Annotated in this window: 13 protein-coding genes; 8 read left to right on the forward strand and 5 right to left on the reverse strand. The window is 46.7% G+C overall.

The genetic code is table 11. The features are described 5' to 3' along the window. Nucleotides 1–9: 9 nt before the first annotated feature. Nucleotides 10–867 carry a Cof-type HAD-IIB family hydrolase gene (locus JNUCC22_RS16715; protein WP_150941471.1) on the forward strand — a complete coding sequence of 286 codons (858 nt, stop codon included), beginning with the start codon at nucleotides 10–12 and terminating at the stop codon, nucleotides 865–867. A gap of 105 nt (nucleotides 868–972) precedes the next feature. After that, the gene (locus tag JNUCC22_RS16720) at nucleotides 973–1,698 is read left to right on the forward strand and encodes a sunset domain-containing protein (RefSeq protein ID WP_216061932.1); all 726 of its coding nucleotides are present in this window, start codon (nucleotides 973–975) and stop codon (nucleotides 1,696–1,698) included. Between the two features lie 38 nt (nucleotides 1,699–1,736). Here the strand turns inward: JNUCC22_RS16720 and JNUCC22_RS16725 are convergent, their stop codons facing one another. From JNUCC22_RS16725 to pgsB, 5 genes are all read right to left on the reverse strand, one after another. Beyond that, entirely contained in the window at nucleotides 1,737–2,972 is a 1,236-nt protein-coding gene (locus JNUCC22_RS16725) for a C40 family peptidase (RefSeq protein WP_059367682.1), read from the reverse strand. Between the two features lie 150 nt (nucleotides 2,973–3,122). Further along, nucleotides 3,123–3,284, reverse strand: a complete 162-nt coding sequence (locus JNUCC22_RS16730) for an extrachromosomal elements maintenance protein EdmS (protein ID WP_088461759.1) — start codon at nucleotides 3,282–3,284, stop codon at nucleotides 3,123–3,125. A gap of 7 nt (nucleotides 3,285–3,291) precedes the next feature. Next, entirely contained in the window at nucleotides 3,292–4,440 is a 1,149-nt protein-coding gene (locus JNUCC22_RS16735) for a CapA family protein (RefSeq protein WP_007614174.1), read from the reverse strand. Nucleotides 4,441–4,458: 18 nt separating this feature from the next. Further along, on the reverse strand, nucleotides 4,459–4,908 hold the full coding sequence (gene pgsC / locus JNUCC22_RS16740) for a poly-gamma-glutamate biosynthesis protein PgsC (RefSeq protein ID WP_003151340.1): 450 nt from the start codon (nucleotides 4,906–4,908) through the stop codon (nucleotides 4,459–4,461). Between the two features lie 14 nt (nucleotides 4,909–4,922). Beyond that, entirely contained in the window at nucleotides 4,923–6,104 is a 1,182-nt protein-coding gene (gene pgsB, locus JNUCC22_RS16745) for a poly-gamma-glutamate synthase PgsB (RefSeq protein ID WP_003151337.1), read from the reverse strand. 731 nt (nucleotides 6,105–6,835) lie between these two features. Here pgsB and JNUCC22_RS16750 point away from each other — a divergent pair. The 6 genes from JNUCC22_RS16750 to rbsD all read left to right on the forward strand — a co-directional run bounded on the left by JNUCC22_RS16750 (nucleotide 6,836) and on the right by rbsD (nucleotide 12,858). Next, on the forward strand, nucleotides 6,836–8,305 hold the full coding sequence (locus tag JNUCC22_RS16750) for a spore germination protein (RefSeq protein WP_150941472.1): 1,470 nt from the start codon (nucleotides 6,836–6,838) through the stop codon (nucleotides 8,303–8,305). Beyond that, entirely contained in the window at nucleotides 8,295–9,386 is a 1,092-nt protein-coding gene (locus JNUCC22_RS16755) for a GerAB/ArcD/ProY family transporter (RefSeq protein ID WP_216061933.1), read from the forward strand. The genes JNUCC22_RS16750 and JNUCC22_RS16755 overlap by 11 nt, the downstream gene beginning before the upstream one ends. Further along, nucleotides 9,376–10,509, forward strand: coding sequence for a Ger(x)C family spore germination protein (locus JNUCC22_RS16760; protein ID WP_216061934.1), 1,134 nt, complete (start codon nucleotides 9,376–9,378; stop codon nucleotides 10,507–10,509). Before JNUCC22_RS16755 ends, JNUCC22_RS16760 begins: the two co-directional genes overlap by 11 nt. A gap of 93 nt (nucleotides 10,510–10,602) precedes the next feature. Beyond that, nucleotides 10,603–11,592 (forward strand): LacI family DNA-binding transcriptional regulator, encoded by a 990-nt coding sequence (locus JNUCC22_RS16765; RefSeq protein WP_216061935.1) that lies wholly within the window; start codon nucleotides 10,603–10,605, stop codon nucleotides 11,590–11,592. Then, entirely contained in the window at nucleotides 11,585–12,466 is an 882-nt protein-coding gene (gene rbsK / locus JNUCC22_RS16770) for a ribokinase (protein WP_007407520.1), read from the forward strand. The genes JNUCC22_RS16765 and rbsK overlap by 8 nt, the downstream gene beginning before the upstream one ends. Then, nucleotides 12,463–12,858 (forward strand): D-ribose pyranase, encoded by a 396-nt coding sequence (gene rbsD, locus JNUCC22_RS16775; protein ID WP_216061936.1) that lies wholly within the window; start codon nucleotides 12,463–12,465, stop codon nucleotides 12,856–12,858. The genes rbsK and rbsD overlap by 4 nt, the downstream gene beginning before the upstream one ends. The last annotated feature ends 12 nt before the right edge of the window (nucleotides 12,859–12,870 follow it).

Consider the following 12,870-nt stretch of genomic DNA (forward strand, 5'->3'; position numbering starts at 1 on the left):
TCCATACATATGAAATTGATAGCCATTGACTTAGACGGCACATTACTGAACTCAGACAGTGTGATTTCTCCGGAAAACAGAGCGGCTTTACAAAGAGCGGATGAAGCGGGCATTCTCGTGGCCATCTGCACGGGCAGAGCCACGTTTGATGTAAAAGCGCTCTTAAAGGATTTGGATATTCCGATCATTGCGGCAAACGGCGGGACAGTCCATGACAAAGGATACCGCCTCGTCAGCCGGCTCTTAATGGATCAGCAGGCTGGGAAGAATATCGCCGCTTATTTAACGGACAAAGACATTTACTTTGAGGTCTATACAGATGATCATCTGCTGTCCCCATTTGACGGCGAGTCCAAACTGCAGGCAGAACTGGACATTCTGAAAAGCGCCAATCCCAAGGAAGATATCCAGACATTATGGGAGGGCGCAAAGACGCAGTTCAAACAATTCGGCATTAAACCCGTACAGGATATACAGGCGATTTTTAACGGAGACGAACATGTTTACAAGCTTCTTTGTTTCTCTTTTGATATGGAAAAACTGAGAAACGCCAAAGAAGAAATTACACATCATCCGAAATTATCCCAGACATCTTCCGGGAAACACATTATCGAAATCCTCCCTGCCGGTTCCGGAAAGGGACGTGCTCTGACGGAGCTTGCCTCACTGTACGGAATTGAAAAACAGGATATTTACGCCATTGGCGACAGCCCGAATGATTTCTCCATGTTTGAAGCGGCGGGAAACCGCATCGCCATGGGCAATGCGATTGATGAACTGAAGGAAAAAAGCACGTATATTACAAAAAGCAACGATGAAAACGGCGTCGCATATTTCATCAACCGGCTTCTCGACAACGATCAATAAAAGGCAAAAGCCAGGTCTTTCACGGCCTGGTTTTTCATGTTTCCAAAAAAAGAAATTCCCAAAAATGAAAATAAATTGTAAGATAAAGAAAAAAGGAGTTTCATGATGTCGAATGCAATCGCTATTATAGGATGTTTAGCTTTTCTCTGCGCAGTCGGATACGGAATATTCCATCTCATATGCAAAGCGGCAAAAAAAGAAAAACATTTTTCAAAAAAGTTGTTTTGGCCCCTTCTCATCGGCGGATTTATCCTGCTTCTGACCGGCGCCTCCCTCGCAGAGCCGGACGCCTCGGCCGAGAAGGCAGAGGAGAAATACAGCACCCTTGATACCGCCTATCAAAAATTGACGAAGGAACACCAGGCGCTTGAGAAAAAATATGAAAGCATCAGTGCCGCGGCCGAAAAGGAGAAATCCGAAGCCGAAGCCGGCAATGAAGAAAAACTCAGCAAACTCAGCCAAGAGATAAGCGAGCTGAAAAAAACAAACAAATCACTCAAACAAGACAATGAGAAATTAAAAAATTCACAAAAGAAGCTCGAAAAGACCGCTGAAACGCTTCAGTCAGAAAATAAAACTTTAAAGCGGCAGAAAGCAGAAACAAAAACATCCGAAAACGCGGAAACGGCGCAAAACAACGCCCCTTCCTCCGGCGGACATGCCGAAACGAAAGCAGCCGGCACCTCACAGGGATGCGACATTAAAGGCAGCCGGAACGGCATTTATCACACGCCGGGAAGTACATACTACGACCGGACGACAGATCCCGCGGAAATGTTCTGTTCCATAGAGGATGCGGTAGCGGCCGGATACAGAGCGCCGAAACGGTAAAAGAAAAAGACGTCAGAGACACTCTCTGACGTCTTTTTTTACGGAAGCCGGATGCCGCCCGCATACTTGTCCTTCCAATAAGCGCTTGTGTTCATATTTGTTATGGTAACGCCTGCGGACACGGTGACATGAATCACTTGTCCGTTCCCGATATAAATGGCCGGATTCAGGCTTTCCGCTTTAAAGAAGACCAGATCGCCGGGCTTCAGATCTTGTTTATCGACCGGAACGCCCGCCTGCATCTGCTTGTCCGCATAACGCGGCAGGCTGATTCCTTTCGCTTTTTGATAGATGTATTGAACAAATCCCGCCGTATCAAAGCCGGTTTCCGGTGAAACGCCGCCTTTCAGATAAGAAATTCCGATATGATCGGCCGCTGTGGACACAACGGGATTTTCTTTAGAAATGGCTAAATTGCTGAATCGGCGCACACCTGTAAAATGTTTTTTCCAGTAATCTTCCGACAAGTAAGAAATGGTGACTTTTTCGGAGCGGCTTGCTTGGATGAACCTTCCCTCTCCCGCATAAATGCCCGCATGGGAAATTCCTTTTTTATACGTGTCGCTGAAATAAATCACGTCCCCGGGCTTTATGCCGCTCAGTTTGATTTTCTCACCGACCAGCCACTGCTGTTCCGCTGATCTCGGCAGGTAAATGTGAAGCTTGTTTTCAAAAACATATTGGACCAGCCCCGAACAGTCGAATCCCTCCTCGGGCGTGCTTCCGCCGAATACATACGGAATGTCGAGGTAACGGGCTGCCTCCTGAACGATCGGATCATCAGCCAGTTCCGGATCTTTTGTAATCCGCTTTGCGCCAAGATATAAATTCATCCAATAACTGCTTTTTTGAAACCGTGTGACGGTTACGCCTTCTGACGGAGAACTGTGTATCATCTCTCCGTTTCCGATATAAAGACCGTCATGGACGGGCGCGTTTTGTGTTGAATCCGACTTTTTGAAAAACACAAGATCTCCCGGTAAAAGGTCATTTTCTTTGACGGCGGTTCCGACTTTCCATTGATCACTTACCGTTCTCGGCAGATGGATGTTCTGCCTGCTGAAAAGATAATGGATCAATCCGGACGGATCAAAACCGTCCTCAGGCTCTTCGCCTCCGTAAACATATTTATTTCCGACAAGTTTTTGCGCGTCTGAAACCATCAGGACAGAAACTTGAGAATCCGCTTCAGCAATTTCCGTTCTCGTTACTGCGGGTGCCACAAGACAAATCATAAGGCCGGCAAGGATGTACTTCCTCCAGCTTGTGAGCATGTTTTCTATTCACTCTCCTCATTTTTAGTAGTTTTTACATCGGTAACTTTTAACAAATGTTTAGGAGAGCACACAAAAAAAGAATGCCCGATATGGGCATTCTTTACTGGATTCGGAACAAACAATATGCCGGCAAGCGGAATCATGCGCTTATTTTGCGCTCGCTGTGTCCTCTTGCTGAATCTTTTGCATTTCCGTGTCAATTTTTTGTTTTTCCTGATCTGTGAGCTGATCATTGTATTTAAACGCTGACATAAACATAAATACCATAATGATCGCGGCAAACGGCCATCCCGCTTTAATGATTTTCATTTGTTTTTCACTCCGCTTTCTTTTTTAAGATATCGCTGTGGTCCACATCAAACGTTAATTTTCCATCCTTGACGCTCCAATCGAAATTCGATTCTTTCGTCAGTTCACGTACGATCGTTTTATGATTGATGCTGCCTTTTTTAACCGGTGCAGGTGTTGCTTCATGAATATTCATCGGCGTGACTTCAAAGCGTCCCGTGCCGTTTTTCTGCAGATGATATTGAACAAGCGCCGTGTCTCTCGTTCTTGTCCACCCCTGGTCGAATACGAAGTTGCCCAGGCTGTAGAAAATAACGGTGCCGTGGTACATTTCGATCGGTTCTAGCACGTGCGGATGGTGTCCGACGATAATATCCGCTCCGGCATCTGACATTGCTCTTGCCAATTGGCGCTGTCTGTCATTCGGATCATTATCGTATTCCTGTCCCCAGTGTGTTTGAACAATGACAAGATCGGCTTTCTTTTTGGCTTTAGAAATCATCGGAATAAACAGCTCTGGATCGGCCGGAAGCACACCCGGCGCATTTCGTTTAGCTGCAAAGCCTTTTCCGGAAACATCGGTGAAACCCAGTGTTGCGATTTTGATTCCGTTTACATCTTGATAAGAAATGTTCTGCTCGGCTTCCTTCAGCGTGAGGCCCGCGCCGACAAGTTCAAGATTTTGCTTTGAAAACTCTTCAACCGTATCCCGCATTCCTTGAGGGCCGTAATCCATCGCATGGTTGTTGGCTGCCGTGAGAACGGTGAAATTCATGTCCTTCAATACTTTTACGGCATCTTTGTTTGACTGAAGGTGGATATTTTTTTCTGCTTCTTTGTAGTTCTTTTTATATGTAACCGGGTTTTCAAAGTTCCCCGACACATAGTCGGATGCTTCGAAGAATGGCTTTGCGTAACGGAAGACACTCTCCGTGCCTTTATGCTTTGTCACTTTCTCGACATTCCGGCCCATCATAATATCTCCGACGAATGAGGCTGATACAAGGTCATCGGCATTTCTTTTCACACTCGGCGTTTCCGCCTTCCCTGTCAGAATGCAGACGAACATCAGGCAAAAGACGATCGGCAGCGCGATAAAAACGTGAAGATTGGTCTTCTTTTTCTGCTGTTTGGTCAGCTTCAGCAGTTTTTCTTGAAAGCTTAATTGTTTTTTCATCGTTTGACACACCTTACATTAGATTAAGTAGTAAGCAAACATAATGGCAAAAGTTGCGCCGCTTAAGAACAGCGTGCTGGCAAATGTAATCGTTAATCCCTGTTTCTGAATGGTATTGGCGATCAGACCCGGTACGATGATACCGATTCCTCGGAATTCTGATATCTCAAACGGTACGATCGGGTAAAGGAAATCAAGGGCGATTTTTAAGCAGATTCCCGTTATCAGCATAGCTGCGAATTTTCTGCGTCCGTACAAAATCATAAATCTGGATAAACCGTATTTGACGATCACGTATGTAAGAAGACTTACTAACAATACGAGTAAAATAAATACCGGCTGGTTAAAAACGAGCCCTAAATAACCCGGCACGACTAAACCGGCAGGTACGATACCTGTTTTTTCCGCGAAAATTAAACTGATTAACACGCCTAAAATAAGTGAGATGTATAAATCTGATCCGAACATTTATCCTTTTCCTCCTAGCTAACGAGCTGTTTCACCTTATACTCTTGAATTTTTTCAATTAATGGTTCCGCTGAACCGTGGATATTGCCGACGCCATATATGACACGGTTTTGCATTCTTGTTTTCAGCACGTCCATGATTTCGTCTGTTGATTTATATTCCAGATCGTGCAGTGTATCGGCAGGAATCTTGCCTTCTTCATAAGCTCTGACGATCGGTTCTGTCGTCTCGCCGATGAGTATGAGTTCCTTCGTTTTAATGTACGGAAGCACGTCGTTTGCGAACTGAATCGTTCTGTCCACACGGTCGGCGCGGCAGTTCATGATAACGATCGGTTCATCTGTCGGGTAGCCGATTTCCTTTACACGTTTCCATATATTCAAAGTAGAAGATGCATCATTTGCGGCAAAGCCGTTTACGAAATGACCGGGCTCCTTCGTGCTGAGCAGCGGCAGGATTCTCATAGCGCCAGGATCAGGCGGCGCATTCAGCATTCCTTTAAACGCCGTTTCTTCATCTATCCCAAGAGCCTGAGCAACGCCGAGCGCAAGGGAAGCGTTATCAGGAAAGACCATATATTCAAATTTACGAAGGTATTCATCTGTAATTTTAGAGTTATCCGCAATAATGACCTCGGTATTTCGCTCTGCGGCTTTTTCTTTAAAGAAGTCTGTGTATTCACTGTCTGTAATGACAAGGTGACCGTTATACGGTATCGTCGCGGTAAATGCTTCAGCGATTTCATCAAGCGTCGGCCCCATGACGTCCATATGGTCTTCAAGCACATTCACGATGACGCCGATGTTGGCTTGAAGGAGTTCTTCCTGAAAGATAATCTGATAATCCGGGTTTACCGCCATACATTCACTGACAATGGCATTGGCGCCCCGTTCTACGGTTTCCTTCATTACTTCTTTTTGCTCGCCGATATTCGGGCCCTGCGGTTTCCGTTTGATCGGTTTCTCCTCAGGTGTATCCCAATAAATCATCCTTGCATCTGTTCCCGTCGTTTTTCCGACTGTTTTGTAGCCCGCCTCCATCAGTATTCCGGTCGTCAGCCTCGTTACGGTTGACTTTCCGCGGATACCATTAATATTGACGCGTACTGGCAGAGCATCGATATTCTTCTGATGCCGCCTTTTTTCAATGATTCCGATGATTAGTACGGCAGCACAGGCTATAATGAGTAACCACATTGATTTTTGACATCTCCTTCTGTATTGATAAATTCATTCATCAGTATATAGCTTCACTATGAATTCTCAATCGGCATTATGTAACATAATGTTCCCGCTTTCACTGAGCCAAACTTCTCTATTAGTGACGCTATTCTTCCTATTATCGAATTGCTTTTTTTGGGAATAGGCAGGACTTCAACCTTACTTCAATTTTTCAAAAGAAAAATGAATGCGTTTACATTTACGCACAGAAATTCATTTGGACCAATGGAACTATTCGCGTTCCGGAAGAAAAAGATGTAATGATAATCCATCTTTTCCAGCCCGTTTGTATCAGCGTTTTTCGCACTGCGCATACGTTTTGGGACTCTCTGTCCGCTGTGTGCAGACTGCCTGTTTTGTTAAGGATAAGGTCTTAAAGTCATTCATTTTTCCCCCGTATCCTGCTTTCAGTCCCATTCCAAAATAACTAGCGGAATGACTGGTACATGACAGAATAAGACGGGTCCGGAGTGTTTACAAGAAATACACATTTTATATGCGGAAAGCCTTTCTCCTTTTAAACCATTTACAGGACATTTATCCCTCTTTTGAAATAATTTTAATAAATCTTTATATTCGTTCAAGAAATATTCATCCATAAATGTGAAGTTCTTGGTAAAACATCGAGGAGCTCCTCTATTTTATAAAATGCATAAAAAAGGAATACCCGCTGAAAACTACAGATAACCGGGAAAGGAGGCGGTCTGATGTCTGCGGATAAACAAAACAAACGGATTCCCGGCGATTTTGAATCGGCTGTACGGGAAATGCAGGAGCTGATGTGTGTTTGCGGTGATTTTAAAATACGAAGGATCAAACTGCAGGACCGTCATACCGCTTTCTTTTATATTGAACAAATGATAGAAGAACAGAAGCTGAATGAGTTTCTGTTAAGCGACACCATGCAGAACGGCCCGCTTGAGGAAACGATGAATGCCGTCAGCAGTGCGGAAACGGATGAAACCAGAAAACTCATTGACGGGATTTTGGCAGGCCAGGTTGTTTTTCTCAGCGATGCATCGAGGAAAGCGAAGCTGTTTTCCGTCGGGCAGAATCCGCTGCGTTCCATTATGGAACCCGAATCTGAAAGTATCGTCCGCGGCGCCCATGACGGGTTTGTGGAAAGTTTGGAAACGAACATTCATCAGCTGCGGTTTCACATACAGGACCGCCATCTCTCCGTTCATTATATGGATATCGGAGAAAGAGCCAAATCAAAGGTTGCGGTTATCTTTGTTGAGAATATCGCCAATCCGGAGATTGTGGAGGAAGTGAAGCGGCGCCTGTCATACCTGCGTATAGACAGCGTGCTTGCGCCCGGGATTATCGAGGAATCAATAGAAGATAATTCGTTTTCCATTTTTCCGCAGATCATTCATACGGAACGGCCGGATAAAGCAAAAGCATGCGTGATGGAAGGCTGTGTGCTGATCATGATGGACGGGAGCCCGTCGGCTTTGATTGCGCCGATCACATTCTTTTCTTTTTTTCAATCTCCGGATGACTACAGCACGAGATGGATTTCCGCCAGTTTTTTAAGAGTGCTGAGATTTTTCGCCTTTATGATCGCGATTACGCTGCCCGCTTTTTATATCGCGCTGATTGCGTTTCATTTCGAAGTCATTCCCAACGATCTGATTATCACCATGAAAAATTCGATTGTTGATATTCCCTTCCCTCCGCTGATAGAAGCCATGATTATGGAGATTACAATTGAACTGATCCGCGAAGCCGGTATCAGGCTGCCGAAACCGATCAGTCAGACGATCGGCATTGTCGGCGGTCTCGTGATCGGTGACGCAGTCGTTCAGGCGGGACTCATTTCTAATATGATGATTATCGTCGTAGCCGTTACGGCCGTATCTTCTTTTGTGCTTCCTTCATATGAAATGAGCACGTCCATCCGAACGCTCAGATTTCCGCTTATGTTTCTGGCATCCTCGTTCGGTTTTATCGGCATCGCACTCGGCTTCGGGCTTATTCTGATGAACCTGTGCAAGCTTGAATCACTCGGCGTTCCTTATTTATCATCTCTGACGCCGTTTCATTTCAGCGACTTGAAGGATGCATTTATCCGGCTGCCGGCTTGGTTTATTAAAAGAAGGCCTTTTTATTTGAGACCGCAAGACTCAAAGCAGATGAAACATGTTCGGGGGTGGAGAAAAGATGAAGCCTAAAAAAATAAGCCGGCTTCAAGGCGTGTTTTTCATTAATCAGACGCAGATCAGCATCGGCATTTTGGCGCTGCCCCATTTACTGATGATGAAATCGGGAAGCAGCGGATGGATTTCCATTCTGCTTACCGGATTGCTCGTCCAGCTTACATTCAGCCTGTATATGATATTATTTCACCGGTTTCCGAAGCTGAACCTGTACGAAATGCTGGAGGAGGTGTTCGGAACACTTGCCGGCAAAGGGGTGCAGGTGCTGTATATTTTGTATTTCGCGTTTCTCTGCACGCTCATTCTTTCTGTATTTACACGGATATTGGATATCTGGGTGCTCCCGCAGACTCCGAATTGGGTGGTCAGCTTAATGCTGATCCTCGGTTCCGTCTATATCGCCCAAGCCCCGCTGAATGCGATCGCCAGGTTCAGCTTTATCTTAACGCCGTTTTTGCTGCTGATCTCTCTGCCGATTTTATACACGCTGGGAAAAGCCGATATCACATACATTATGCCGATTTTTCACGGAACCGCAAAAGACATGCTTACCGGGGTGCAGCAAACGCTTGTCAGCATTACCGGCTTTCAGGCGGCGCTCGTGATCGGGCCCCTTATCAACTGCACCGTCAGCCAGCGCTACAAAATACTGACGATTTCAAACATCTTGATTATCCTTTACTACCTGTATATCACCCTTACTTGCTTTGTCACAATCAGCCCCGAAGAAATAAAAATGATCCCGGAGCCTGTTCTGTACCTGTTAAAAACCGTTTCATTCAGAATTATCGAACGGACGGATCTGCTCTTTTTGACGTTTTGGTTCGTGACCGTCTTTTCAACGCTGGCCAACGTGTTTTACTTGGCAAGCACCGGCATCGCCAAGCTGTTCAATCAAAAAGATCACAGCCGGTTTGTTTATCCGCTGGCCCTGCTCGTCTTCCTTCTGTCTATTTGGGCCACAAGCACAGATAAAACGATACAGCAGCTGGATCAGTTTTTCCGCATTTCCGATATTGTGTTTGTGTATTTGTTTCCGTTGTTTATGGTATTGATTGTCCTTGTACGTAAAAAGGGTGTCCGCCATGCGCATTAAAAAAGCGGTTCTTATCAGTCTCATGTGCGCAAGCCTGACACTTGCGGGCTGCTGGGATCAAAATTTGCTGAAAGATATTTCTCTCGTGCTGACCGCAAGCCTTGATGTTGATCATAACGGTAAAAATAAAATCGGCATCACCTATCGGAAGGTTCAGTCCTCCCAGGCGGAACAGGAAACGGGCGGCTCATTCATTACGACGGTGCTCAGCGCTTCCGGGCACACCATCCGTGAAGCGCGGTTTCAATTGGATAAGCTTGTCGATCAGCGCATTGACACGTCCAAGCAAAGAGTCTTATTAATCGGTGAGAAAATGGCGAAAAAACCGCTTTTTCCTTATCTCGATGTCTTTTACAGAGATCCGAAAAGCCCGCTTCTCGCTCATCCGGCGGTTGTAAAAGACGGCGAGGCGATTGAAGTGCTGAAGCTGATCGTCCGGCAGAAATTGATCGTCAGCAAGTATTTAACGAATTTATTAACAAGCGCTAATGCGGAATCAAATATCAGCATGGAAAATTTGCAATCCATCCGTTCAAGCATGCTGACGGCTGATAAGGATTTCGCCCTTCCTTATTTATCGATTAACGGACAGACGATAAAGGTAGAGGGTTCTGCCCTGTTCAGCGGCCAGCGGAAAGTGACTGAGGTGCTCGGTCAGGATTCGACCCTCCTGACCCTTTTAAGCGGGCAATTTAATAAATCGGCTAATATTAATCTGAAGCTGTGGGACAAATACAAAATGGATATTGAAAATTATCTTTCTCTCGGCATCACGGATGCCACGCGAAAGATTGTATTTATAGATACAGATCCGCAGCATATAAAAGTGAAAATCCGTTTAAAGCTGAATGCACGCGTCTTGGAATATCCAAAGGACAAGCTGAATTCTTATACGGCAATCGACCAAATAAACAAACAAGCCTCAGCAAATTTGAACAGCCAGGCCAGATCGGTGATCAGCCATATTCAGGAGCACAACTCGGATATCCTCGGCATCGGCCGGAAATATCAAACCCATTATTATGAGCGGGGCAAGCGGCTCAATTGGCGTGGGGTCTATCCTTCCATCGAGATAATCCCTGATATCAAAGTGAGTATCTCACAAATCGGCATCGTGAACTAAAAGAGACCGCGGTCTCTTTTTTTGTTGCCAACCGAAATGATTCGTGTTACTCTTTTTATGTAAACGGTTACATAGTTGAAGGAGGAGTGTTTGTTGGCAACGATTAAAGATGTCGCAGGCGCTGCCGGCGTCTCTGTTGCCACGGTTTCGCGTGTCCTCAATGACAACGGCTACGTGCATGAAGATACACGAACGAAGGTCATGCTTGCCATGGAGAAGCTGAATTATTATCCGAATGAAGTTGCCCGCTCTCTTTATAAAAGAGAATCCAGACTGGTCGGGCTTTTGCTTCCGGATATTACGAATCCCTTTTTCCCTCAGCTTGCCCGCGGCGCTGAAGACGAGTTGCAGCGGGAAGGATACCGGCTGATCATCGGCAACAGCGATGAAGAATTGGAAAAAGAACTCGACTACCTGCAAACATTTAAACAAAATCAAGTTGCCGGTATTTTGGCGGCCACCCATTACCCCGACCTTCCCGAATACAGCGGCAGCCTTTACCCGGTCGTATTTCTGGACCGGACAAAAGAAGGCGCCCCATCCGTATTCAGTGACGGGCGGGCAGGCGGAAAACGGGCGGCTGAGGAAATGCTTCGCGGCAAAAGCACAAGCATCACGCTTGTCAAAGGCCCAGCCCACCTTCCGACCGCTCAGGAACGTTTTAACGGCGCACTTAACGTGCTGCAAAAAGCGGGCGCGCAGTTCAATGTCATCTCCGCCGCTTCATTTTCCATCAAGGATGCCGCCATTTTAGCAGAAGAATTGTTTGCAGCATACCCGGAAACCGACGGAGTCATTGCCAGCAACGACATTGCGGCGGCTGCTGTTCTCCATGAGGCGCTGCGGCTCGGCAAAAAAGTTCCGGAGGAGATTCAGATCATCGGATACGACGATATTCCGCAGAGCAGGCTTTTGTTTCCGCCTCTTTCAACCATCCGCCAGCCTGCATATGAGATGGGAAAACAAGCGGCAAACCTGCTGCTGCAATTGATAAAGAAAGAGCCGCCGAAAGAGACGGCCATTCAACTGCCCGTGACTTACATAAGAAGACAAACGACGAGAAAGGATGATCACCATGAGTGAAATTTGTGTTATCGGAAGCTGTTCTATGGATTTAGTCGTTACATCTGAACGGCGTCCGAAAGCCGGAGAAACCGTACTGGGCACAGACTTTCAAACCGTGCCCGGAGGAAAAGGCGCAAATCAGGCCGTAGCCGCTTCCCGCCTGGGCGCAAACGTATATATGGTAGGAAAAGCAGGCAATGACAGCTACGGAAAAGCGATTATTGAAAACCTGAAGGCAAACGGTGTCAATACGGACTATATGGAAACGGTTACACACAAAAAAAGCGGAACAGCTCATATTGTGCTCGCAGAAGGAGACAACAGCATCGTCGTCGTAAAAGGCGCAAACGATGACATCTCCCCCGATTATGCCAAAAGTGCGCTAGCAAAACTTCCCGGCATTGATATCGTGCTGATCCAGCAGGAGATTCCTGAAGAAACCGTTGAAGAAGTGTGCAGCTACTGCCGCGCGCAGCAAATTCCAGTTATCCTGAATCCCGCGCCGGCCCGGCCGCTGAAACAATCGACGATTGAGGATGCCGCATATCTTACGCCGAACGAACATGAAGCATCCATTTTATTTCCTGACCGGACGAAAGAAGAAGCGCTCGCCGGCTATCCCGGCAAACTGTTCATTACCGAAGGAAAACAAGGCGTACGCTACTCAGACGGCACCGCGGAACGGCTTGTTCCCGCCTTCCCTGCAGAAGCGGTCGACACGACGGGAGCCGGCGATACCTTTAATGCGGCACTTGCCGTCGCACTCGCGGAAGGACGGGACATTGAACAAGCGCTCCTGTTTGCCAACCGCGCCGCCTCCCTGTCCGTGCAGCACTTCGGCGCCCAAGGCGGGATGCCGGCCAGAAAAGAAGTTGAGGAGCTGCTGTCATGAAAAAACACGGAATGTTAAACAGCCACATTGCCAAAGTATTGGCCGATCTCGGGCATACAGACCTCATCGCAATCGGCGATGCGGGTCTCCCCGTCCCTGACGGTGTCCCTAAAATTGATTTGTCTTTAACGGCGGGCGTTCCCGCCTTTCGGGACGTGACCAGCCTGGTAGCCGGGGAGATGGCAGTCGAAAAGGTGATAGCCGCCTCTGACATCAAAGACGCAAACCCTGAGAATGCAAGTTTCATAGAAAGCCATTTCTCAGCGCAGGCGATCGAGTACATGTCCCACGAGGAATTCAAACGGCTCACACAGAAAGCAAAAGCCGTCATCCGAACGGGTGAAATGACACCATACGCCAACTGCATCCTGCAGGCGGGTGTGATTTTCTAGAAAGAAGGGATC

This window comes from Bacillus sp. JNUCC-22 (assembly GCF_018861275.1).
Lineage (GTDB): Bacteria > Bacillota > Bacilli > Bacillales > Bacillaceae > Bacillus > Bacillus velezensis.